This window comes from Nocardioides sp. NPDC000445, assembly GCF_040300245.1.
Taxonomy (GTDB): domain Bacteria; phylum Actinomycetota; class Actinomycetes; order Propionibacteriales; family Nocardioidaceae; genus Nocardioides.
Genome location: NZ_JBEPDH010000002.1, coordinates 346,544 through 370,385, shown reverse-complemented (window position 1 = coordinate 370,385; position 23,842 = coordinate 346,544). Strand labels below are relative to the sequence as shown.

The window sequence follows — 23,842 nt, the reverse complement described above, 5'->3', positions numbered from 1 at the left end:
GAGTTGGACGCATGACCGGGTCAACGGTCCAGATGCCGGTGACTACGCCGATCTGGCCATCGATGCGACGTGCGCCGCGGCGAAGTCGAGCGCGGCCCCGGCGGCCTCGGCGTCGCCCTCGTTGAGGAACAGCAGGGTGAGGCCGTCGATGTTGGCGGTGAGGTATCTCGCGAGCATGGGGATCGGCTGGTCCCACGTCACCCCGGTGGACTCGGCGAGCACGGTGAGGACCTGGGTGTTGGCCTCGAGGTAGGTCTCGTACTGACGTCGCGCGACCGTGGCCAGGCCCGGCTGACGAAGGGCGTACTGCGTCAGCTCGTAGGTCACCTGGTGCTCGTCGGGGTTGGCGATGACGTGCTGCCAGTACGCCCTGAGCGCCGCCTGGAGCTTCTCCTCGAACGACTCCTCCCCGCGCATCTCCACCAGGGCCAGCTGGAGCGTGTGCCCGGTGATCGCCTCGATGACGTTCTCCAGGAGCTCCTGCTTGGAGCGGAAGCAGTAGTGGAAGGCCCCGAGCGGCATGTCGGCCTCCGCCACGATCGAGCGCGTCGTGGTCTTGGCGACGCCGTCACGGACCATCACCCGGATCGCGGCCTCGACCAGGCGTTCGCGACGTACGTCGGCTGAGACGCGCGCCATCAGAGGTCTCTCGTCATCGGGAAGCGCATGTCGTCAGCGTACGCGACCAAGACGATTGACCAGGACGCCAGGCCCGGGGATCGTCCGGATGGGTAACCGTGGTGTCACGGATCGGGAACAGCAGGACCAAAGCAAAGAAACTTCGGCTTGGGCGTTGGTACGTTCCATGCGCTGCGCCGCCTCGGGACCGGTTCGCCCCTTTCGTTTCTCTGGAGTCAGGAGTTCCCATGCGTCGCGCGTCGTCGCTCTTCGTCACTGCTCTCGGTGCGGCACTGGTCGCCGCGTCGTTCGGTCCGGGAGCCGCGATGGCGGCGCCCCTCGACCCCGCTCCGCTGGCTCCGGTCGTGTCCAGCCTGGACTTCCCCGAATGCGACTCGGTGTGTCCCCACACCGGCAACCACGTAGGCGAGACGGGCACCTTCCGGTTCGAAGCCGCCAAGGGTGACGTCGATGTGGATGCGTACCGATGGTCCGTCGTCGGCGCCGCCGAAGGTGAGCCGTCGGGGTGGAGCGAGCCCGTCGCGACCAGGGCCGGCCAGCCTCGTTCGATCTCGTTCACGCCGGCCGCGTCCGGGCTTCGGACGGTGAGCGTCCAGGCCCACGACAAGGCCGATCTGTGGGGCTCCGTGGCGACCTATACCTTCTATGTGCCCCGCAACGCTCCCCAGGTGGACTGGTCCTTCGACGACCCGAACGCCCCCGGCGCCAACACCGGCCAGGATCCCGCGGTCGCTGATCTCAGCCTCGGAGGCGCGGCGACGTCGCCGCTCGGTCGCAACGACATCGGCCTGCGGTTCGAGGCGGGGGAGCCTGCGACTGCGACATCAGAGATCTCGACCGCCGCAGACTTCACCGTTGCGCTGTGGGCGCACGTCGATGCCGCCGAGTCGATGACCCTGGTCTCGGCGACCTCTCCGGAGGGCAACGCGCTCGAGATCGGGTACGACGCGATCACCCGCAGCTGGGTCGCCGGACGGCGCTCGGCCACGAGCGCCGAGCTCGCATCGGCCGCGGGTGGCCAGGGCACCTGGACGCACCTAGCGGCCACGTATCGGGCCTCTCTCGACGAGCTCACACTCTGGGTGAACGGGGTGGCGCGGTCCAGCGTGACGTACGCCTCGGAAGCCTGGGGCAGCGCCAGTTGGACGCTGGGCTGCGGTAGCGCGTCGACCACCGGGCCAGGTTGCGCGACGGCGATGGTGGACGAGGTCGGGATCTGGGACAACGCGGCCTCCGGTTCCGTGATCGCCGAGCGTGTGGCCCTCGAGACGAACACGGGGTACGCGACCAGCATGGCCGCCGAATGGAATCTCGGCGTGAGCGACGACACCGTCGAGTCGGGCGTGCTGACCGATCGCTCCTTCGACGCCCGGCTTCAGGTCGACGGCGCCGGCGACCAGTACCTCCCCGGTGGGGTCCTGGCACTGCCGGGCGCGCCCGAGCAGCGCCTCACACTGAGTCATCCGGTGACGGACTCGGCCGTTTCGTTCTCGGTCGCCTCCTCAGTACGCCTCACCGATCCGACGCGACCGGGAGTGATCGCCCAGCAAGCGGGCGAGAACGCGGCTGCCTGGACCCTCGGCTATCGCGTCAAGAGCGACGGTACGGGTGGGCAGTTCTACTTCCGTATGGCCGCTGGCGACAGCACCGACGCCGAGTTCGCCGAGGTGCGTGCGGACGTCTGGACGCCGGAGGAGGTCAATGTCGTGATCGGCGTCTACAACGCCGAACGTCGGCAGATCGAGATCTACCTCAACGGGTTCCCGCCGGTCTGGGGCGACGGCAGCACCGAGGGTGAGACGCCGGAAGCGTCGTTCAGCGCTCCGTGGACTGCTCGGGGCAGGTTCGAGGTCGGCAACGGGTCCACGACAGCTGATCTCGCCGGGCCGACTGCGCCGCTTGCCGGCGACCTCGTCGGGGTGTGGCAGTACGCCGGCGCGCTCGATGCCAACGACATCTTCAACGCCGATCCGGGGCTGCCCCCGGGGGCTGCAACTGCGGTCGGCTGAGGCCGAAATGGGGTTTCGGAGGCGCCTCGGAGAGAATGACCGGGTGCCTCACGACATCGCACCCCTGTCCGCAGCGGCATCCGAAGCGCTCTTCGCCCGCGCGAAGGCCGTGACGCCGGGCGGCGTGAACTCGCCCGTGCGCGCCTTCAACGCGGTGGGCGGGACGCCGCGCTTCATCCGGGAGGCGAAGGGGGCGTGGCTGACCGACGTCGACGGGAACGAGTACGTCGACCTGATCTGCTCCTGGGGCCCGATGCTCCTGGGCCACGCCCATCCGGAGGTCCAGGCCGCGGTCCTGGAGGCCGTCACCCGGGGCACGTCCTACGGGACCCCGACCACCCCCGAGGTCGAGCTGGCCGAGGCGATCGTCGAGCGGGCCCCGGTCGAGAAGGTGCGGTTCGTGAGCAGCGGTACCGAGGCGACGATGTCGGCCATCCGGCTGGCACGAGGGTTCACCGGGCGCGACGTGATCCTGAAGTTCGCCGGCAACTACCACGGCCATGTGGACTCGCTGCTCGCCAGCGCCGGCTCCGGGCTGGTCACCCACGCGATCCCCGGCACCCCGGGCGTCCCCGAGAGCAGCACCGAGCTCACCGTCGTGCTGCCGTACAACGACCGAGCCGCGGTCACCGCGGCGTTCGAGGAGTACGCCGGCCGGGTGGCCTGCCTGATCACCGAGGCCTCGCCGGGCAACATGGGCATCGTGCCGCCGGAGCCCGGGTTCAACCAGTTCCTCAGCGAGACCTGCACGAGGAACGGCGCCCTGTTCATCTCCGACGAGGTGATGACCGGGTTCCGGGCCAGCAAGCAGGGGCAGTGGGGTCTGGACGGCAAGCCCGAGGGCTGGACGCCCGACCTCGTCACCTTCGGCAAGGTGATGGGTGGCGGCTTCCCGGCGGCGGCCTTCGGCGGCCGCGCCGACGTGATGGGATCGCTCAGCCCCGACGGGCCGGTCTACCAGGCCGGCACGCTCTCCGGGAACCCGGTCGCGACGACCGCCGGCCTGACCACCCTGCGGCTGGCCACCGACGAGGTCTACGACCACATCACCAGGGCCGCCGACGTCGTGAAGGCGGCGATCGAGGAGAGCTTCACCAAGGTCGGTCTCCCGCACGTCATCCAGTCGACCGGCACGATGTTCTCGGTCTTCTTCACGGACAAGCCGGTGCGCGACTTCGACGAGGCCAAGACCACCGACGAGGCGGCGTACAAGGCCTTCTTCCACGCCATGCTCGACCAGGGCGTCTACCTGCCGCCGAGCGCCTACGAGGCCTGGTTCCTCTCCTCCGCCCACGACGAGCGGGCGATCTCCCAGATCACGGAGGCGATTCCGTACGCCGCCGAGGCTGCTGTAAAGGTGAAGGCATGACGTCCCAGGGAAATGGCATCGAGACCACGGTTCACCTGCTGCGCCACGGTGAGGTGCACAACCCGGAGGGGATCCTCTACGGGCGCCGGCCCGGGTACAACCTCTCCGAGCTCGGCCTGCGGATGGCCGAGCGGGTCGCCGACCGGATCGGCGGGCAGGACATCACCCACGTCATCTCCAGCCCGCTCGAGCGCGCTCAGCAGACCGCCGGCCCGCTGGCGAAGGCGCTCGGCGTCGACATCTCGCTCGATGAGCGGGTGCTCGAGTCGGAGAACCTCTTCGTCGGCAAGAGCTTCAAGGACGGCATGGGGCCGCTGAAGGATCCCAAGGTCTGGCCGAAGCTGCTCAACCCGCTCAAGCCGTCGTGGGGCGAGCCCTACCTGGAGATCGTGGCCAGGATGATGGCCGCGATCCACGACGCCCGGGACCAGGCGAAGGGCCACGAGGCGGTCATCGTCTCCCACCAGCTGCCGATCTGGACCACCCGGCTCCATGTGGAGGGCCGCAGCTTCCTGCACGACCCGCGCCGCCGCCAGTGCGCGCTGTGCTCGCTGACCTCGCTGCACTTCGTCGACGACGAGTTCGTCGCACTCTCCTACAGCGAGCCGGCCGGCGACATGCTGCCGGCGAAGGACAAGTACGCGCCGTTCTCGGCCGGCGACTCGGAAGATTAGAAGTCTCTCAGTTTTGTTAGGCAGAGTCCTGGGCGTGCGTTACAGGTTTGGCGGTCTTCTCCTCACCGTGGTCATGGTGGGGCTGCTTGCTGCCTGCGGGCAGACCGGCACGAACGAAGCCGGCTACATCTCCGGTGACGGCCGCACCCAGGAGATCCCCGTCGCCGATCGCGGGGAGCCGGTCGAAATCACCGGCGAGACCCTCGAGGGCAAGCCCTTCGACCTGGCCGACACCCGGGGCAAGGTCACGGTGCTCAACGTGTGGTGGACCGGCTGCGCGCCGTGCCGCAAGGAGATGCCGATGCTCCAGGCGGCCTACGAGGAGCTCGGCGACGAGGTCGCCTTCGTGGGGCTCAACACCCGGGACGCCTCGGCCGCACAGGGACTGGCCTTCGAGCGGCACTACGGCGTGGAGTACCCGTCGGTCTACTCGCCCGACGGAGCCGCCGTCCTCGCGCTGAAGGGCTCGCTGGCGCCGCGCGCCATTCCGGCCACCGCGATCCTCGACCCCGAGGGGCGCGTAGCCGCGCTGATCCGCGGCGAGATCCCGTCGGCACGTACGCTCGACGAGATGATCTCCTCGGCGGGGAAGTCAGAAGAGGGCTCCGCATGACGGACTGGTTCGCAAGCACTGCGGGGAGCGGGTCGCTGATGCTGGCCATCCCGGTCGCGCTGCTGGCCGGATTCCTCTCGTTCGTCTCACCGTGCACGCTGCCGATGCTCCCGGGCTACCTCTCCTACGCCACCGGCCTGTCTGGCGCCGACCTCGCCTCCGGTGACGTACGCCGCGGCCGCATGCTCGCGGGCGCCCTGCTCTTCGTCGCCGGGTTCTCGGTGGTCTTCGTCCTGATGGGCATCACCGTGGGCGGGATCGCCTACAAGCTGCTCGAGTTCCAGCAGACCGGCACCAAGGTCCTCGGCGTGCTCTCGATCATCATGGGGATCGCGTTCATGGGCTTCATCCCGCTGCTGCAGCGCGACCTGAAGTTCCACAAGGTCCCGGCGGTCGGCCTGGCCGCGGCGCCGCTGCTCGGCTTCCTCTTCGGGCTGGCCTGGACCCCGTGCACCGGACCGACGCTGGGCGTCATCGCGGGCCTCGCCTGGGACCAGGGCACCGCCGCCCGCGGTGGCCTGCTGCTCGCCGTCTATGCGCTCGGGCTCGGCATCCCGTTCATCCTCGTCGCGGTGATGTGGCGCAAGGCCACCGTCGCGCTCACCTGGTTCCGCCGGCACACCCGCGCGATCACGATCATCGGCGGCGTACTGATGATCCTGATCGGCGTCGCCATGCTCACCGGCTGGTGGGACAACGGCGTCCAGTGGCTGCAGGTCCAGCTCGTTCAGCGTTGGGAGGGCATCGCACTGTGAGCACCACCTCTGCTCCCGACCATGAGAAGAACGAAGCCGTACGCCGCCCGGGTGAGCTGAACGCCCGCGAGCTGGCCCGCTGGGGTTGGCGTCAGCTGACCTCGATGCGTACCGCACTGATCCTGCTTCTGCTGCTCGCGCTCGCGGCCGTCCCGGGGTCGCTGATCCCGCAGGACGGGGTCGACTCGCTCAAGGCGGACCAGTGGCGCGAGGCGCACACGACGCTGACGCCGATCTACGAGAAGCTCGGGCTCTTCAACGTCTACTCGACGCCGTGGTTCGCGGCGATCTACCTGCTGCTGATGGTCTCGCTGGTCGGCTGCATCATCCCGCGGTGCGTCGTCTACGCGCGGGCCATGCGGGCCGAGCCGCCGGCGACGCCGGCCAAGCTGACCCGGCTGCCCGACTCCACGACGTACGTCACCGACGAGGAGCCCGCCGAGGTGCTCGCCGCGGCGCGGAAGCAGCTGCGCGGCTACCGCATCCGGAAGGACGAAGACGGCGAGTCCCTCTCGGCCGAGAAGGGCTATCTGCGCGAGGCCGGCAACCTGATCTTCCACATGTCGCTGATCATCGTGCTGGTCGCGTTCGCGACCGGGAGCCTGTTCGGCTACAAGGGCGGCGTGATCGTGCTGGTGGGGGAGGAGTACGGCTTCGCCAACGAGCTGTCGCAGTACGACGACTTCAAGCCGGGCTCGCTCTTCGCCCCCGAGGACCTCGACGACTTCTCCTTCAAGATCGACGACTTCAAGGCCGAGTGGCTGAGCACCGGCGCGGGCGCTGGGACCGCGCGCGGGTTCAACTCGAAGATCCGTTACACCACGGGGTCGAGCGAGGAGAAGAGCTATGACCTCAGGGTCAACCACCCGCTGACCATCGGCGGCACCGACGTCTTCCTGCTCGCCCACGGCTATGCGCCGGTGATCACCGTGCGCGACGGCAACGGCGACGTGGCCTACTCCGGCCCGACGATCTTCCTCCCGCAGAGCCAGAACCTGCTCTCCTTCGGCGTCGTGAAGGCGCCGTACGCCTCGCCCGAGGAGCTCGGCTTCCAGGGGCTGTTCTACCCGTTCGAGGGCACGGTCGACGGTGAGCCGGTCAACCTGATGGGCGACATCGGGGACGGGTCGCACGCGATGCTCTCGCTGCAGGGCTTCCGGGGCGACCTCAACCTCGACGCCGGGCCCCAGTCGGTCTACGCGCTCGACACCTCCAAGGCCAACATGATGTCGCCCGACGAGACCGGCAAGGCGTTCAACCTGCGCCTCGGGGAGACGGCCGAGCTCCCCGACGGACTGGGGTCGATCTCCTTCGACGACGTCCAGCAGTGGAACCGGGTGCAGATCTCGAAGTCGCCCGGCAAGGAGTGGGCGCTCCTCGGCGTCTCCCTCGCCCTCGTGGGGCTGCTCGGGTCCCTCTTCATCCGCCCGCGACGGGTGTGGGTTCGCGCCCGCCGCGTCGATGGGCGCACACTGGTCGAGATCGCCGCCCTCGACCGCTCCGGCGGTGGAGACACCGCAGCCGTCGTCACCGGCCTTGCGGAGACCTTACGAGGCGCGCGAACACAGGAGGAGAACCGATGACTGACCACACCTGGGGCGTACTCAGCAACCAGGCCATCACGGCCGCCGGCGTCGTCTACTTCCTGGCGCTGCTGTGCGCGCTGGTCGAGTGGTCGGCCTGGCAGTCGCGCGCCCGGGCCGCGGTCGCGGAGAAGGAGCTCGTCGGCGCCGGTGCCCCGGCCGACGAGACCGATGCCCCGGAGAACCCCGCCGCTGCCGTACGCGAGCAGCGCGCCGCGCTCTTCGGACGCCTCAGCCTGCTGCTGACCGCGATCGCGGTGGTGTGTCACCTGCTCGCGCTGGTCGGCCGGGGGATGGCCGCCGACCCCAACCGGGTGCCGTGGGGCAACATGTACGAGTTCACGATCTCCGGCTCGTTCGTGGTGGCCGCTGCGTACGTCGCTCTCTATCGGCGGCTCAAGCTGTCCTGGATGGCGCCGTGGGTGCTCGGCTTCACCGTCGTGGTGCTGATGCTGGCCGTGGTCGGGCTCTACGAGCCGGTCGCGCCGCTGACCGAGGCGCTCAACTCCTACTGGCTCGTCATCCACGTCATCGCGGCCATCATCGCCACCGGCGGGTTCACGCTGGGCGGCATCGCCTCGGCGGCGTACCTCCTCAAGGCGCGCTTCCCCGACGCGGCTCTGCTGGCGCGGGTGCCCGACCTCGACAACCTCGACCGGGTCTCCTACCGGATCCACGCCTTCGCGTTCCCGGTGTGGACCTTCGGCGTGCTGATCTCCGGACCGATCTGGGCACACGAGGCCTGGGGCTCCTACTGGAACTGGGACCCCAAGGAGGTCTGGGCGTTCATCACCTGGGTCGTCTACGCCGGCTACCTGCACGCCCGCGCGACCGCCGGGTGGAAGGGCAAGAAGGCCGCGATCGTCGCGCTGATCGGGCTGGCCACGCTGTGGTTCAACTTCATCGGCATCAACTACTTCTCCTCGACCTCGCAGCACTCGTACGCTGCGCCCGCAGCCCCGGCGGTCGTCGAGCTCACCGAGGGAGCCTCACGATGAAAGAGTTCTGGATCTACACCGGCCTGCGGCTGCTGTCGCTGGTCGCCACCTTCGGCATCGTCGCGGGCATCTGGTCGCTCGTCGCGGGCGAGGTCGACATCTTCTTCTCGGTGATCCTGGCGTTCGTGATCAGCGGCGTGCTCTCCTTCTTCGTGCTCGACCCGCAGCGGCGGGCCTTCGCCGAGAAGGTCGAGGCCCGGGCCGCGAAGGCGGTCGAGGCCGCTCGCGCCAAGGAGGACGCCGAGATCGACTCCGAGACCGACACCACCTCGAACGGCGAAGGCGATAGCCACAAGGTGTCCTGAACTGGTAGATAACGGTCATGTCGATCGTTCACAAGGCCACGCTCACCCCATCGAAGAAAGAGATCTTCGGCGCCTGGCTCGCCACCCGGACGTGGTGCGAGGGTGACCTGACCGGCACGATCGGCTCCTACCGGTTCGACGACCCGGCCGGACGGGTCGGGATCGAGTGTGTGCTCCTCGAGGTCGGCGAGTCCGTCGTCCACCTCCCGGTCTCCTACCGCGAGGCGCCCCTCGACGGCGCCGAGGACTTTCTGATGGCGACCACCGAGCACTCGGCGCTGGGCACGCGCTACGTCTACGACGCCACCGCCGACGCGGTGGCGGTCCGGGCCCTGCTGACGGCCGCGCTCACCGGCGCGACCCAGGAGCCGATGGACGTCTACGACCGGGGACGCCTGGTGGATCGTCGCGAGAGCGTCGTGACCGCGACCGGCACCGGCTCGTGGTCGCGCAACGCGGTGCCGCACTTCGACGGCGTCACCATCCGCTCCCACGGTGCCGACACCCGTGTGGACGCGGGCAGCTTCGCGATCGTCGTGAAGCGGGTCGTCGACGGCTCCGACGCCGACGGCGCGGAGTCGATCCAGGTCACCTGGCCAGACGGCGCTGGGGCGCTGGTCGGCGTACGTCACCTGTGACGGGACGGCCTCCGGGCTTGTCTGTGAGTCCGCTGTGTAGCGCAGATGATCAACGGAGCCTCCCGTAAGTCACGAGTCGGAAACATCGGCGTCCTGCACTTGACGCATTCGGACATGACGAGGCACATTGTCTCGATGTGAGCGTTCACATCTGTGATGTCACTCACCTGGGAGCCGGCCCGTGCGCCGATCTCCCGGCACCCCCCGACAGCGGCGCGTAGGCCTACCGACGCGGCCGTAGATGAAATGGAGCAGGTAAGTGCGCAAGGTACTCACCACGATCACCGCGGCAGCGCTTGCGCTCGGCCTCGCGGCATGCGGCGGCGGCGACGGCGGCGAGGGCGACAAGGGCACCGTCGGCGTAGCCATGCCGACCAAGTCCTCGGAGCGCTGGATCGCAGACGGCAACAACATCAAGAAGCAGCTCGAGGCCGAGGGCTACAAGGTCGACCTGCAGTACGCCGAGGACGACATCCCGACCCAGGTCTCCCAGGTCGAGAACATGGTCACCAAGGGCGTCGACGTCCTGGTGGTCGCGGCCATCGACGGCACCGCGCTCGGCGAGGTCCTCGAGACCGCTGAGTCGCAGGACATCCCGGTGATCAGCTACGACCGCCTCATCCGCGACACCGAGGCCGTCGACTACTACTCGACCTTCGACAACTTCCAGGTCGGCGTGCAGCAGGCCACCTCGCTCGTCGAGGGCCTGAAGGCCAAGGGCGAGGGCCCCTACAACGTCGAGCTCTTCGGTGGTTCGCCGGACGACAACAACGCCACCTTCTTCTGGGACGGTGCCATGTCGGTGCTCGAGCCGCTGATCAAGTCGGGCGAGATCGTCATCCCCTCCGGTCAGACGGACTTCAAGCAGGCCGCGATCCTGCGCTGGGACCCCGCCACCGCGCAGAAGCGCATGGAGGACATCCTCACCAAGACGTACGCCTCCAAGAAGGTCCAGGGCGTGCTCTCGCCCTACGACGGCCTCTCGCTCGGCATCATCGCCGCGCTCAAGGGCAACGGCTACACCACCGCCGACCTCCCGGTCGTGACCGGTCAGGACGCCGAGGTGCAGTCGGTGAAGTCGATCAACGCCGGTGAGCAGTACTCCACGATCTTCAAGGACACCCGCGAGCTCGCCAAGGTGACCGTCGACATGATCGTCGCCGTCGGTGCGGGCGAGGAGCCCGAGGTCAACGACACCGAGACCTACGACAACGGCGAGAAGGTCGTTCCGTCCTACCTCCTCGACCCGGTCGTGGTCACCAAGGACGACGTCACCAAGGTGCTCGTCGACTCCGAGTACTACACCGCCGACGAGATCAAGTAGCGCCCACGTACGCGGCGTGGGCCCGGGTCCCTCCGGACCGGGCCCACGCCGTCACCTGGCCAGATAGCAGGAACCACCACATGACCTCACCGATCCTGGAGATGCGCGGCATCACCAAGGAGTTCCCCGGCGTCAAGGCGCTCGCCGACGTCAACCTCGTCGTCAACCGCGGTGAGATCCACGCGATCTGCGGTGAGAACGGCGCCGGCAAGAGCACCCTGATGAAGGTGCTCAGCGGGGTCTACCCCCACGGCACCTACAGCGGCGACATCGTCTTCGAGGGCGAGACCGCCAAGTTCGCCAACATCCGGCAGAGCGAAGCCGCCGGCATCGTGATCATCCACCAGGAGCTCGCCCTCATCCCCGAGCTCTCGATCGCGGAGAACATCTTCCTCGGCAACGAGACCGCCAAGCGCGGCATCATCGACTGGGGCCGCGCCAACCGCGAGGCGATCGACCTGCTCGCGCGGGTCGGCCTGCGGGAGAACCCGCTGACGCCGGTGAAGAACCTCGGCATCGGCAAGCAGCAGCTGGTCGAGATCGCCAAGGCGCTCTCGAAGGAGGTCAAGCTGCTCATCCTCGACGAGCCGACCGCCGCCCTCAACGACGACGACTCCCAGCACCTCCTCGCGCTCCTGGAGGGGCTGAAGGAGAAGGGGATCACCTCGATCATGATCAGCCACAAGCTGAACGAGATCGAGCAGATCGCCGACGAGATCACCATCATCCGCGACGGCCAGAGCATCGAGACCCTGTCCGTCGCCAGCGGTGGCGTCGACGAGGACCGGATCATCCGCGGGATGGTCGGCCGCGACCTCGAGAACCGCTTCCCCGATCACACCCCCTCCATCGGGGACGTCCTCTTCGAGGTGCGCGACTGGACCGTCATGCATCCGCAGGACAGCCACCGTGAGGTCATCCGCCAGGCCAACCTGTCCGTGCGGGCCGGCGAGATCGTCGGCATCGCGGGGATGATGGGCGCGGGTCGTACGGAGCTCGCGCGGTCGATCTTCGGACGCTCCTACGGCTCCCGGACCTCCGGCTCGCTGGTGCTGGACGGCGAGGAGCTGCAGCTCAACACGGTCACCCAGGCGATCGATGCCGGCATCGCGTACGTCAGTGAGGACCGCAAGGGCCTGGGGCTCAACCTCATCGACGACATCAAGACCTCGGTCACCGCGGCGGCGCTGAAGAAGCTGCGCTCCGGGCTCGTCGTCGACGAGCACAAGGAGGTCGTGGTCGCCGAGGGCTACCGCAAGAACCTCAACATCAAGGCGCCCTCGATCACCGCCGGGGTCGGCAAGCTCTCCGGCGGCAACCAGCAGAAGGTGGTGCTGTCCAAGTGGATGTACACCGACCCGAAGCTGCTGATCCTCGACGAGCCGACCCGAGGCATCGACGTCGGCGCCAAGTACGAGATCTACGGGATCATCCAGGAGCTCGCCCGCAGCGGTCGCGGCGTACTGGTGATCTCCTCCGAGCTGCCCGAGCTGCTCGGACTGTGTGATCGCATCTACACGCTCGCCGAGGGCGTGATCACCCATGAGTTCGACCGCTCAGAGGCCACCCAGGAGTCCCTGATGCGCTACATGACCGCGGACGCGAGGAAGTAACCCCCGATGAATGCCCTGCTCAACACGCTGCGCGGGAACGTCCGCCAGTACGGGATGATCATCGCTCTGGCGGCGATCGTCATCCTCTTCCAGATCTCGACCGAGGGCGTGCTGCTCAAGCCGCTCAACGTCTCCAACCTGGTGGTCCAGAACGCCCAGATCCTGATCCTCGCCATCGGCATGGTGATCGTGATCGTGGCGCGTCACATCGACCTCTCGGTCGGCTCCGTGGCCGCCTTCGTGGGCGCCGCCGCGGCGATCATGATGACCCAGTACGACTTCCCCTGGTGGGTCGCCGTCTTCCTGGGGCTCTTGATCGGCACTGCCATCGGCGCCTGGCACGGGTTCTGGGTGGCGTACGTCGGGATCCCGGCGTTCATCGTCACGCTGGCCTCGATGCTGCTCTTCCGCGGTCTGACGCTGGTCGTGCTCAAGGGCGCGACCGTCGGCGGTCTGCCGGAGCAGTTCAAGGCCATCGGCAACGGCTTCCTGCCCGAGGTCGGCCCGGACACCGGGTTCCACAACCTGACGCTCCTCATCGCGGTGGCCGCCGTCGGTGTGCTGATCTTCCTCGAGGTGCGTCGCCGCAACGCCCAGATGGCGTACAACTTCGACGTCCTGCCCTTCCCGCTCTTCGTGGTGAAGCTGGCGCTGCTGACGATCGTGATCATGTACTTCGCGTACCTGCTCGCCGACGCGCGCGGGCTGCCGATCGTCGGGCTGATCCTGGCCGGGCTGATCGTGGTCTACACGTTCATCATGAACAAGACCGTCTTCGGCCGGCACGTCTACGCGATCGGTGGCAACGTCGACGCGGCCACGATGTCCGGCGTCAACACCAAGCGTGTCGACTTCCTGGTCATGATGAACATGGGGCTGCTGTCGGGTCTCGCGGGCCTGGTCACGACCGCCCGCCTGACCGCGGCCAACCCCAAGGCCGGCGTCAACTTCGAGCTCGACGCGATCGCCGCCGCCTTCATCGGTGGCGCGGCCGTCACCGGTGGTGTCGGCACCGTCGTCGGCGCGATCATCGGTGGTCTCGTCATGGGTGTCCTCAACAACGGCATGTCGCTGCTCGGTGTCTCCATCGACTGGCAGCAGGCCATCAAGGGCCTCGTGCTCCTGCTCGCCGTCGCCTTCGACGTGTGGAACAAGCGCCGTACGGCCGGCTCCGGTGGTGCCGGCGCCGAGGCTGCCGAGCCCAGCGCTCCGCCGCCCGACAAGCTGGCCGAGGAGATCGAGGCCATGGAGGCCGAGCTGAGCGTCGACTCCAACGATCCCCCGAAGACCTGATCCATCCCCCACCCCCACCCCGCGACCCCTGCCTCCCCCCGGGCAGGGGTCGCTGGGTTTTCGGGGGCGGCGTGGGGTCACATCCCCGCGACACCTGCAACGAGCCGTCGGTGTTGAATAGCGGGGTGGCAAACACCGCTCAGTGGCTCCAGGGAGCCCGTCCTCGCACCCTCCCCGCGGCGCTCGCGCCGGTCATCGCCGGCACAGGAGTGGCTGCGTACGCCGGTGGGTTGGTGTGGTGGAAGGCGCTGCTCGCCCTCGTGGTGGCCCTGGCGCTGCAGGTCGCGGTCAACTACGCCAACGACTACTCCGACGGGATCCGCGGGACCGACGACGAGCGCGTGGGGCCGCTGCGGCTGACCGGCTCCGGCCTCGCGACGCCGGCCGCGGTCAAGCGCGCCGCGTTCATCGCGTTCGGGATCGCCGCGGTCGCCGGCCTGGTGCTGGCGGTGACGTCCGCCTGGTGGCTGGTGGTCGTGGGCCTGGTCTGCATGATCGCCGCCTGGTACTACACCGGCGGATCCCACCCCTACGGCTACGCCGGCCTCGGCGAGGTCATGGTCTTCGTCTTCTTCGGACTCGTCGCGGTCATCGGCACGACTTTCGTTCAGACGCAGACCTGGGAGTGGGGCGCGTGGTGGGCCGGCGTGGGGATCGGCGCGATCACCTCCGCCCTCCTCGTCGCCAACAACCTCCGCGACATCCCCGGCGACACCGAGTCGGGGAAGATCACCCTCGCCGTACGCCTCGGCGACGCGCGCACCCGCTGGCTCTACGTCGCCCTCGTGGCCGTCGCCGCAGTCTCGGTCGTGCTCGTGGCCCTGACGACGTCCTGGTGGGCGCTGCTCGGTCTCGGGTTCGTCGCCGTCGCCGCTCAGGGAGTACGCACCGTCCTCGACCGCGCCAACCTCGGCCCGCGCCTCATCCCCGTCCTCCAGCAGACCGGGCTGGCCACGCTGGTGTGGGGCCTGCTCGTCGGCGTACCTCTGCTGTTCGTCTGAGCGCCCTCCGGCGACGGCGCTACGCCGACGCGGGGACGGGCTGGGTCCGTCGGGCGAGGTAGCGCTCGGCGGCGCGGGCGGAGGGGTGGACGCCGATCGCGGCGATGACGATGATCCCGGCGATGATGGCCCAGCCGAGGTGGCCGAGCTCCATGGCCAGGAAGGTGTACGCCGCGGGGGCCCAGACGGTGCCGAGGGTGTAGCCGACCTGGGCGGCACCCTGGTAGTCGCCACGGTGCTCTGGGTCGGAGAGGTCGGCGATGAGGCCCCACTCGCCGGCGGACTGGAAGAGCTCGGCGCCGGTGACGGTCACGTGGCCGATCCAGACGAGGGCGATCGTGATCAGGCCGACGGTGTCGTGGGTGACCGCGATGATCGCGCAGGAGGCCAGGAAGCAGAGCGCGCCGCGGCGCTGGGCCTTGAGGGATGTCGTCACGTCGGTGACGCCACGGGCGGCGATGACCTGCAGCCCGACGGCCATGACGGTGTTGGTGCCGAACAGCCATGCCAGCAGCACCCGTGGAGCGTCGGTCTCCTGGACCAGCCACAGCGGGATGACGACGTTGAGCAGGACCTGATGGGTGCCGAGCACGCCGTCGAAGAAGGTCGTCGCGAGGAACGCGCGGTTGCGCAGGGCGCCGAGGCGGTCGCGTACGTCCGGCTTCAGGTCGCCGGGCGAGGCAGCGGTGGCGAGACGGGGGAGGCGGGAGATCCAGTACGCGTTGACCAGCAGCACCACGGCGGTCAGCACCGGGATGGCCTTGATCAGGGTGTTCGAGTCGGCGGCCAGGGCGAGACCGCTGGCCAGCGCGCCGAGCGTGTAGCCGACGTTGCGGGCGGCACGCATGTAGGCGAACGAGCGGACCCGGGTCGCTGCGGGGAAGACCGAGATCCGGTAGGCGTCACGGCCCGACTTCTGCCAGGAGGACGCGAGCGCGAGGAGCACCTCGACGGCGACGTACGCGGCGAAGTTGCCGACCAGCACCCAGGCACCGAACAGCAGCGCCTGGAGCACGGCACCGGCGATCCAGCTGAACCGGGTGCCGAGGCGATCCGCGAGTCGGCCCAGGGGGACGGCGAACAAGAAGGTTGCAGCGCCCGCGATCGTGAGACCGAGGCCGACCTGTGCGGCGGAGAGGCCGACGATCTGGGTGAAGAAGACCGCCGAACCGGTGAGAAAGGTGCCTTCGGCGAAGGCCGAGAGCACCGACTGGTACGACATCGCCCGGATGAGCGGGTCGTCTGAGAGGACCTTGTCCCTCAACCGGATGAAGTGAGGGGACAAGACGACTCCAAACTATCTTGACATCGAGACAAGCGCAGTCTTGTCATCGCCTGGTTCGACGTCAAACAGTTTTCTGTGCTGAACGGTCCCCAAACCGGGCAGCGAGGAAAAAGGAGTCCATCGCGCCGACGCCCGTGCGTCGACGGAGGTTGCGGCCGAGGTCAGCGGGTGGAGCCCTCGATCGTGCCGATCACGCCGCCGAAGACGTCGGTGGTGACGCCCCAGATGCCGCCGGCGATTGCGGAGATCGTGCTGGTCAGCCCTTGCGGATCGGTGAACAGCCAGAACCCGACGAACAGGGCGCCGATGACGATGAAGATCTTCTTCTTGTCCATGTGAGCTCGTCCTCCCGAGAAATCCGATTGAATGTGGAGTGAATTCGCGAATCCGGACGCAAGCGCGCGAAACTCGCGAGGTTGCTCCGGGATATAGATTCCCCGAAGTTAGCCTCCCCTCGCAAGATTACGGCGAAGGAGACCGCTGAGCGGGACAGTGTCGTGCGCAGCGGTCCGGTAGGCGGCATGACGGCCGGGTGACGCGGTCCATCGAGTGCTGGTACGCGCGCGGTGTGCACGTGTCGTCAGGTGGAACGAGGTGCGCTACGGCGGTCTGGCGACTACGCTCGTCTCACATGGCGGTGGCGTTTGTCCAGAATGCCGATGCCCGGGAGTTTGCGTCAGCCCGCGGGAGGGGCAAGGCGCCCCCACCCACCGGTGCCGCATGGGGCTGCGCCGGCCGGGACAACCGAATACTTCCGGACGGATCCGGCAACCACACCTCACCTCGGGAAAGGGAGCAGAACAATGGCACCGCACCAGTTGATTCAGACACAAGCCGCCGAGTATGGCACCGGCGGCTTGGCAGAGTGGATCACCGACAACATCATCACGCTCGTCGTCCTGATCTTGGGCGTCACGGTCCTGTGGGCTGCCCGCAGCGGCAACATCTCCAAGGCCGTCACCATCGTCGGTGGCCTGATCATCGGTCTCGGCGTCCTCGGCCTGGCCGTGGGCAACAACGCCACGGACCTCGGTCAGTGGATGGCTGGTCTCTTCAAGGGGTGAACCCGGTCCCGTTAGCTAACCCAGGGAGGGATCTCGGGGATGAGGCTGCCTGACGACGACGAGCTGTACGAGGTCGACCAGACCTATCTCGGTCCCCCTCGTCGCTACATCGGGGAGATGCGTTATCGCACCATCTTCCTCTTTCTGGTGATCGCACCTTTGACGCTTGTGCTGCTGCGCAAGCTCGGCATGCCGGTGACGCTGCTCAGCATGGGGCTGTGGCTGATCGGCGCCTCCTTCCTCTCGATGAAGGCCTCCGACTACATCAGCTCGGAGAGCTCGGCCGGCGCCTGGCTGATGACCTTCTGGCACGAGCTGACCACGCCGCGCGTGGAGACCAGTGCCCAGTACGCAGGCGGCGCGGCGGTCGCCTTCCGGCACGCCACGAGCCCTCGCGGCGGCTGGGCGAAGGCCATGCGACGGCCCGGCCGGCGGTTCGCGCAGCAGCCGGGCGCCACATCCTCGCCGAGGTTGCTGGAGGCGACGGTCGTCGCCTCGACCCCGAGCGTCCAGACCCGCGTCCAGACCCAGCCGGTGCGCGGCAAGGCCGCGCCCGTGCGGCCGGTGATCGAGGCGAAGGTCGTCGAGGAGCCGCTCCCGGCCCATCTCTCGGTCCAGCCCGAGGCTCAGCCTGCGAGGCAGCAGCAGGTCACCGGCGTACGTCCGGCGAAGGGTGGCTGGTCGAGCCGGCCGTCCTCCTCGCCGCGTGAGCCCCGCGACGTTCCGTGGAAGGGCGGCGCGCCGTGGCAGGCCCGGCAGGAGCCGGAGCAGCCCGTGTCGCGCCCGCAGCCGTCCCCCGAGCCGACCGAGCCGAAGACCCAGGCCGCGCCGGCCGCTCCACCCGCGCCCCCGGCTCCGGCTGCCGAGACCTCCGCTGCACCGCCGCCTCCGCCCCCGGCGCAGTCGCCACCGCCCACTGCGCCACCCTCGCCACCTCCTCCGCCACCGCCTGCGGCGGCCCCGGCGGCGCCGGCGGCCCAACAGCCTGCCCCGACGGCCGAACCGAAGACCGAACCGAAGCCTGCGCCGGAGCCGGCACCCAAGCCCGCCCGGCTGCCGCTCTCGCACGCGGTCAGGCCGGCAGTGGTGATCGCACCGGAGCCACGGTTCGACGACGTCGACGAGTGGGACGGTGCCGACGAATGGGACGACTTCGACGATGCGCCCTCGGGAGGTACCCGTCCCAGGGACAATCAGGACGAGCGGGCGGTGCCTGACGGGCGCCCGCAGAGTGTGGACGACTACCGCAAGCGCCTCGACGGCGACGACGCACCCAACGACGGAGGAACCGCATGAGGCGGCCGCGAACGGAGCGGGCCTACGGGCCTGGCTTCGAGAAGCCCAAGCCGGGACGCAAGAGCGTCTTCGGCCGGGGCGGCGACGACTCGAAGGGCGTCCGTGAGCCCAGAGGCGACAAGTGGGCGCTGGAGGAGGTGCGCGGTCACCTGACCTTCACCAGCGACCGCATCATCGCCTGGTACCTCGCCGAGCCGCAGACCTGGTCGTTCCGCGCCCACTCCGACCTCGAGGCCCTGATCACCGACCAGGCGAGCCAGCTGGCCGACCTGGTCGGCAACACGGTCCACGGCCGGGTCACCACCCGCCCCTATCCCGTACGTCACTGGGCGCACGCCGCGTTCGCCAACGCTCCCGACCCGCAGCCCGGGTTCGAGGAGATGATGGCGCGCAACCAGGCCCACATGGCCGCCCACAGCCAGGCCGACAAGCTCGTCTACTACGGCGTCGACCTCGGCCGCCGCGACGCGACGGTGAGGACGCTGGCGAAGTTCTCCGCCGGCGCCGCCGAGCGTGAGATGGCTGCGATCAGCGAGCGCCTCGACACGGTCAACCGGGTGATGTCGCGCCCGGGCTTCTCGGCGCGGCCGGCGGTCGGTCACGACATGGAGTGGATGATCGCCCGTTCGCTCTCCCTGGGCGCCAAGATCCCGGTGCCCGAGCCGGGCGAGGCCCAGCAGAACTTCCTCGACACCGACGATATGGCCGAGTGGTTCGAGTCGGTCGCCTGGTCCGCAGAGCCGCTGGCACCGACCGTGCAGGTCACCAGCAGCATCGGCGGCCGCCAGGAGACCAGCCACGTGTGCGTGCTGACGGTCTCCCGGATCGGCGACATCGAGGTCCCGGAGACCCACGCGCCGTGGATGGCGAAGACCGACGCCCTCGGCTTCCCGGTGGAGTGGTCGTTCCGGGTCGAGCCCCGCTCGCCGGAGGACGTCTCCCGCGAGATGGCGTCCCTGACCCGCCGCATCGACGGCCAGGTCAGCCACTGGTCCGAGGACCACGGCAAGCGGCCTCCGAAGCAGCTCTCCCGTCAGGCCGGCCGGGCCGCCGACGTCGAGGACGAGATGCGCTCGGAGTTCACGGGCCTGTCCACCCGCACCAGGGGCTGGTACCGGATCGCCGTCACCGGCCGCAGCGAGGCTGAGGCGCTCGACAAGGCGCAGAAGGTGGTCGACCTCTATCGGCCCCAGATCAAGATCACCCGCCAGCTGGGGCAGTATCACCTGGCTCGCGAGTTCGTCCCGGGCGAGCCGCTCGCCTCGACCGCTCATGCCCGGAAGTTCCCGGTGCTCAAGGTCGCCGCCGGGCTGCCGGCGGTCACCGCCGAGGTCGGCGACAAGCGCGGGTTCTACCTCGGCGAGACCTCCGCGATGGCGTCCCGGGCCGTGCTGATGGACCCGTGGTACCTCACCGAGGTCATGGAGCAGGCCGGCCTGATCCCGCTCGTCGGCACGCCCGGATCCGGAAAGTCGACCCTGATGGGTGTCGTCATCTACATGTCGATCCTGTCCGGCATCCACGGCGTCGCCATGGACCCGGCGGGACGACTGCAGCGGCTGATGACGCTGCCCGAGATCGGCGGCGGAATCTTCAACGGCCAGCAGGTGCCGGCACGCGCCCGCAGCGTGGACGTCCTAGGCGGCCGTCCGGGAAGCCTGTCGCCGTACGCAGTCGTCCCCGACCCCAACCCGGAGCTGATCCGGGCCGAGGCGATGTCGGACCACGAGTTCGCCGAGCGGCTCCACCGGGAGCGGTCGGCCGCCGTGCAACAGCGCCGCGATCTGACCGTCTCGGTGCTCCGCTCCTGCCTTCCGGTCGGCCTGGCCAACAACGAAGAGGTGCTCAAGCGCATCCGCGCCCGCGTCATGGAGGCGCAGGCCGACCGCGGCGCCGACACCTCGACGATCGTGAAGATGCTCTTCGAGGGCGACGGTGGCGACCACGAGATCGGCCGCGAGCTCGCCGCCGCCCGCGAGCGCGAGCTCGGCCGCCTCTTCTTCGGCAACGACTTCCTCCAGTCCGACGAGGAGCTGAAGGGCACGCCGTTCACCTTCTACAACCTCAAGGGACTCAACACCCCGCCCGAGCACGTGCCACGCGAGGAGTGGAGCGCCGAGGAGCAGATGGCGCGTCCGATCATGACGCTCGCCGCCTGGTCCGCGCTGCACCTGATCTACCGCAGCGACCCCAACGAGCGGAAGCTGTTCGCGCTCGACGAGGCCCACGAGGTCACCCAGGCCTCCGGCGGCACCGGTCGCGCCCTCGTCCACAAGCTCTCCAGCGACTCCCGCAAGAACAACTGCGCCGCGCTGGTCTCGACCCAGAACGCCTCCGCGATCCTGGGCTCCGACATCAACAACTTCGTCGGGGCGGCCTTCGTGGGACGTACGCAGGACGAGAGCGCCCAGCGTGACGCGCTCAAGCTGCTCGGCAAGCCCGAGGGGCTCGGCTACGAGTCGATCCTGGCGCGGCTCTCACCGCGCACCAGGCGCGGCGACGAGCAGCTCGGCTACCGCGAGTTCATCTACCGCGACGGCCTCGGTGGCGACACCGGTCACGGCGGTATGGAGATCATCAAGGTCACCCTCAACCACCACCCGGGTCTGCAGGAGGCGCTCAACACCACCGCCGACCCCACCCGCCGCGTCAGTCGAGCCATCGGCGGCGAGCCGGTCGATCTCGCCACGTCTGAGATTTCCGGGGATGGGATCGGCTGATGCAGCCGCGCTCCGCTCACCACAGGACACCCCTGCGCCGTAGGGCGGCTGCCCTCGTCGTACTCGTGGTTGCTCTGCTGTCCGTCGCCGGGCCGGCGGCGGCTGCGGGGCCGAAGGGGATCGACATCCCGATCCCGTTCGATCCGACGGGTGGTCTCTCGGGTGTGAGCGATGCGTGCAACAACCTGGACGCGCCGATGCCGGCCTCTCCTTACGGGGATGGCAGCTTCATCGTGCGGATGACGGCGTTGGGGGCGGCGTCGAAGGCGGGCACCGAGCTGAACGACCCGAAGGAGATCGACGACGAGCTGGATCCGTTCCGCAACAAGGACGAGGTCTCGCTGGAGTCGGCCTACGGGACCACGCCGCAGTGGTGGACGTACGACAACGGGTGCACGGGGCAGTTCGTCGCGGGGGCGGGGACCTCGATCGGCAACATCATGTTGGAGATCTCGGGGATCCTGCCGAACTGGTCGCATGCGTTGTTGAACGCGGTGATCGGTGAGAACTCCTTCCTCAAGGCGTTGGACGATCCGATCGTGGCGGCCTCGGAGGCGGTCACGAACGGGGTGTGGGCGCCGTGGGTGAGCGTGGTGTTGCTGCTGGTGGCGGCGACGGTGATGATCCGGGCGCGTGATGGCCGGTTCGCGCGGGCGGTCACGGCGGCGGGTTGGGCGCTGGGCGTGCTGGTGGTGACCTCGTGGCTGATCCAGTATCCGGTGGAGTCGACCAAGCTGGTCGATGACGGGGTCCGGTCGGCGACGGGGATGATCGCGACCGGGTTCAACGACGGTCGTACGGTGCCCGGGGTCAACGACGACAAGTTCGGTGAGACCGATGCGGTCGAGGCCGTGGACGGCCAGATGGACGAGGTGGTGCGCTCGACGCAGTACCGCACCTGGCTGGCCGGTGCCTTCGGTGATCCGGACTCGGCTACCGCGAAGACGTACGGTCCACGGGTGTTCCGGTCCACGCACTTCTCCTGGCAGGAGTACGACACCTACCGCAAGGACCCCAACGGCGAGGGCAAGAAGGTCCTGGAGGCCAAGCAGGACGCCTTCAAGGAGCACGCGGAGGCGGTCAAGAAGTCCGATCCGGTGGCGTATGAGTACTTCAAGGGTGAGCACTGGTCGCAGCGGGCGACCACGGCGTTGGTGAACCTGGCCGTGGTCGTGGTGGTGTGTGGGTTCTTGCTGGTGGCCGGGCTGGCGATCTTGTTGTCGTTCGCGTTGATCCGGTTGATCGTGCCGTTCGCGCCGGCGGCGGGGGTGTTGTTCATGCTGGACCACACCCGGGACGCGGCGGTGGCGATGCTGAAGCGGGTGGTGGGTCCGTTGGTGATGGGCCCGATCTACTTCCTGGTCGCGTTGTTGCTGCTGCGGCTGGACTCGGCGATCTTGACCTCGACGATGTGGTTCGTGCTGAAGCTGGGGCTGATCGCGGTGCTGACCGTGCTGGCCTGGCGCCTGACCCGACCGGCCGCCTACGGGATCCCGCTGCCGGGCATGGGCCGGCTCACCTCGATGCTCTCCTCGTACGTCGGCACCCGGGCGGGCGCCGAGGCCGGGGTCAGCGACGCGAACGCCGACCGGCCGCCCGTCCCCAGCGGTGGCCCGGCAGGCACCGGATCGGTCTCGAGCCCCGGCGGTGTCTACATGCCCGGACACGAGCTGACCGGCAGGCGACCGACGATGGTCGCCGAGCAGGTGCCCAACCAGGCTCCGGTGTCGGCCGCCGGAGCGCTGGGCGCCGGGGCGAGCGCGAGCGCCACACCGACGTACGCCCTGGGGTCCTCGATGAGCGGCGAGGAAGGCGAGCGGGTGGCCGGCCAGTGGTTCGACTCGCGCTCCGTCGAGCGCGACGAGCCGTCCTTCCGCGACGAGGCCCGCCCTGGGTTCGCCGCCGGGCAGGTCTACAACAACGACCGTCCCGAGGCGCCGAGCCCGGTCGACTACACCGCAGGCGCCTACGCCGACCGCGAGCCGGAGCCACCGCGACAGTCGCCGGTGGCGGAGGCCAACGTGGACTACGACGCCGACGGCAACGCGGTCTTCGTCATCTACTCACCGAACGGGAACCGCTCGGTGCCCGTCGACAACGGTCCGAGCTGGTCTGAAGGAGGAGCCCGGTAGTGCGGTCGACAACGACGCGTGGTGTGCTGTGGGAGGTCATCGCGCCGGTGCTGAGGTGGCCCATGAGGTCGCCGTTCCGGTTCTTCTCGGTGGTTGTCGGCATCGTCTTCGTCATCTGGCTCATCGCCCAGTGGAGCGACGCTCCCGACGCCGAGCCGGCCGCCCAGCCCGAGAGGGGTTCCGCGTCGGCGCAGCAGAGCGCCTCCGCGACCGGCTCGCCGGCACCCGTCCCGGACCCGACCCCTTTGGCGACCAAGTTCGTCGCCGCCTGGGCCCGCCCCGACCTGACCACCGACGAATGGTGGGCCGGGATCAACGCCGCCCGCCCCGACGAGTCGCTCGCCCAGGCCCTGGGCACCACCGACCCGGCGACCGTGCCGGCGACCAAGGTGGTCGGCGCCGCGAAGGTGCTCGAGCAGACCGACGGTGAGGCACGCGTCGAGGTCACGACGGATGGCCCCAAGGTCATCGTCTACCTGACGCTGGTCGACAACGTCTGGTACGTCGCCAACATCCTCCCCGGCGGCTGAC

Annotated in this window: 21 protein-coding genes; 18 read left to right on the top strand and 3 right to left on the bottom strand. The window is 68.9% G+C overall.

The genetic code is table 11. The annotated features are described in order from the left end of the window. Positions 1-42: 42 nt before the first annotated feature. Complete coding sequence (locus ABT304_RS04290) at positions 43-639, bottom strand: TetR/AcrR family transcriptional regulator (protein ID WP_160025720.1); 597 nt, start codon at positions 637-639, stop codon at positions 43-45. A 227-nt stretch (positions 640-866) separates the two neighbouring features. On the opposite strand from ABT304_RS04290, the gene ABT304_RS04285 reads away from it, so the two are divergent. From ABT304_RS04285 to ABT304_RS04225, 13 genes are all read left to right on the top strand, one after another. Then, on the top strand, positions 867-2,648 hold the full coding sequence (locus tag ABT304_RS04285) for a LamG-like jellyroll fold domain-containing protein (protein WP_350713484.1): 1,782 nt from the start codon (positions 867-869) through the stop codon (positions 2,646-2,648). Positions 2,649-2,691: 43 nt separating this feature from the next. Beyond that, positions 2,692-4,017, top strand: a complete 1,326-nt coding sequence (hemL, locus tag ABT304_RS04280) for a glutamate-1-semialdehyde 2,1-aminomutase (protein ID WP_350713483.1) — start codon at positions 2,692-2,694, stop codon at positions 4,015-4,017. After that, positions 4,014-4,691 (top strand): histidine phosphatase family protein, encoded by a 678-nt coding sequence (locus tag ABT304_RS04275; RefSeq protein ID WP_350713482.1) that lies wholly within the window; start codon positions 4,014-4,016, stop codon positions 4,689-4,691. The genes hemL and ABT304_RS04275 overlap by 4 nt, the downstream gene beginning before the upstream one ends. A 34-nt stretch (positions 4,692-4,725) precedes the next feature. Next, positions 4,726-5,304, top strand: a complete 579-nt coding sequence (locus tag ABT304_RS04270) for a TlpA family protein disulfide reductase (RefSeq protein WP_350713481.1) — start codon at positions 4,726-4,728, stop codon at positions 5,302-5,304. Then, the gene (locus tag ABT304_RS04265) at positions 5,301-6,059 is read left to right on the top strand and encodes a cytochrome c biogenesis CcdA family protein (RefSeq protein ID WP_160025716.1); all 759 of its coding nucleotides are present in this window, start codon (positions 5,301-5,303) and stop codon (positions 6,057-6,059) included. Before ABT304_RS04270 ends, ABT304_RS04265 begins: the two co-directional genes overlap by 4 nt. Further along, on the top strand, positions 6,056-7,642 hold the full coding sequence (gene resB, locus ABT304_RS04260) for a cytochrome c biogenesis protein ResB (RefSeq protein ID WP_350713480.1): 1,587 nt from the start codon (positions 6,056-6,058) through the stop codon (positions 7,640-7,642). Before ABT304_RS04265 ends, resB begins: the two co-directional genes overlap by 4 nt. Continuing rightward, the gene (gene ccsB / locus ABT304_RS04255) at positions 7,639-8,640 is read left to right on the top strand and encodes a c-type cytochrome biogenesis protein CcsB (protein WP_350713479.1); all 1,002 of its coding nucleotides are present in this window, start codon (positions 7,639-7,641) and stop codon (positions 8,638-8,640) included. The genes resB and ccsB overlap by 4 nt, the downstream gene beginning before the upstream one ends. Further along, the gene (locus ABT304_RS04250; protein ID WP_160025713.1) at positions 8,637-8,945 is read left to right on the top strand and encodes a DUF4229 domain-containing protein; all 309 of its coding nucleotides are present in this window, start codon (positions 8,637-8,639) and stop codon (positions 8,943-8,945) included. Before ccsB ends, ABT304_RS04250 begins: the two co-directional genes overlap by 4 nt. Positions 8,946-8,962: 17 nt before the next feature. Further along, positions 8,963-9,583 (top strand): maltokinase N-terminal cap-like domain-containing protein, encoded by a 621-nt coding sequence (locus tag ABT304_RS04245; protein WP_350713478.1) that lies wholly within the window; start codon positions 8,963-8,965, stop codon positions 9,581-9,583. Positions 9,584-9,842: 259 nt separating this feature from the next. Continuing rightward, positions 9,843-10,907 carry a multiple monosaccharide ABC transporter substrate-binding protein gene (gene chvE / locus ABT304_RS04240; protein WP_350713477.1) on the top strand — a complete coding sequence of 355 codons (1,065 nt, stop codon included), beginning with the start codon at positions 9,843-9,845 and terminating at the stop codon, positions 10,905-10,907. A gap of 80 nt (positions 10,908-10,987) precedes the next feature. Beyond that, a complete protein-coding gene (gene mmsA / locus ABT304_RS04235; protein WP_160025710.1) occupies positions 10,988-12,520 on the top strand; it encodes a multiple monosaccharide ABC transporter ATP-binding protein in 1,533 nt (510 codons plus the stop codon). 6 nt (positions 12,521-12,526) lie between these two features. Beyond that, on the top strand, positions 12,527-13,813 hold the full coding sequence (mmsB, locus tag ABT304_RS04230) for a multiple monosaccharide ABC transporter permease (RefSeq protein ID WP_350713476.1): 1,287 nt from the start codon (positions 12,527-12,529) through the stop codon (positions 13,811-13,813). A 125-nt stretch (positions 13,814-13,938) separates the two neighbouring features. Next, positions 13,939-14,814, top strand: a complete 876-nt coding sequence (locus ABT304_RS04225; RefSeq protein WP_350713475.1) for a 1,4-dihydroxy-2-naphthoate polyprenyltransferase — start codon at positions 13,939-13,941, stop codon at positions 14,812-14,814. Between the two features lie 19 nt (positions 14,815-14,833). On the opposite strand, the gene ABT304_RS04220 is transcribed toward ABT304_RS04225, so the two are convergent. Together ABT304_RS04220 and ABT304_RS04215 are read right to left on the bottom strand one after the other, a co-directional pair. Next, entirely contained in the window at positions 14,834-16,099 is a 1,266-nt protein-coding gene (locus ABT304_RS04220) for an MFS transporter (RefSeq protein WP_350713474.1), read from the bottom strand. 161 nt (positions 16,100-16,260) lie between these two features. Beyond that, positions 16,261-16,434 (bottom strand): hypothetical protein, encoded by a 174-nt coding sequence (locus ABT304_RS04215; RefSeq protein WP_160025706.1) that lies wholly within the window; start codon positions 16,432-16,434, stop codon positions 16,261-16,263. A gap of 468 nt (positions 16,435-16,902) precedes the next feature. On the opposite strand from ABT304_RS04215, the gene ABT304_RS04210 reads away from it, so the two are divergent. The 5 genes from ABT304_RS04210 (at position 16,903) to ABT304_RS04190 (ending at position 23,841) form a co-directional block, all read left to right on the top strand. Beyond that, complete coding sequence (locus tag ABT304_RS04210; protein ID WP_350713473.1) at positions 16,903-17,163, top strand: hypothetical protein; 261 nt, start codon at positions 16,903-16,905, stop codon at positions 17,161-17,163. Positions 17,164-17,202: 39 nt separating this feature from the next. Continuing rightward, a complete protein-coding gene (locus tag ABT304_RS04205) occupies positions 17,203-18,459 on the top strand; it encodes a hypothetical protein (RefSeq protein ID WP_350713472.1) in 1,257 nt (418 codons plus the stop codon). Beyond that, a complete protein-coding gene (locus tag ABT304_RS04200; RefSeq protein ID WP_160025703.1) occupies positions 18,456-21,179 on the top strand; it encodes an ATP-binding protein in 2,724 nt (907 codons plus the stop codon). Before ABT304_RS04205 ends, ABT304_RS04200 begins: the two co-directional genes overlap by 4 nt. Then, positions 21,179-23,311: a hypothetical protein gene (locus ABT304_RS04195; RefSeq protein WP_350713471.1), complete on the top strand. Its 2,133-nt coding sequence runs from the start codon at positions 21,179-21,181 to the stop codon at positions 23,309-23,311. Before ABT304_RS04200 ends, ABT304_RS04195 begins: the two co-directional genes overlap by 1 nt. A gap of 62 nt (positions 23,312-23,373) precedes the next feature. Beyond that, positions 23,374-23,841: a hypothetical protein gene (locus tag ABT304_RS04190; RefSeq protein ID WP_350713470.1), complete on the top strand. Its 468-nt coding sequence runs from the start codon at positions 23,374-23,376 to the stop codon at positions 23,839-23,841. Position 23,842 lies beyond the last annotated feature (1 nt).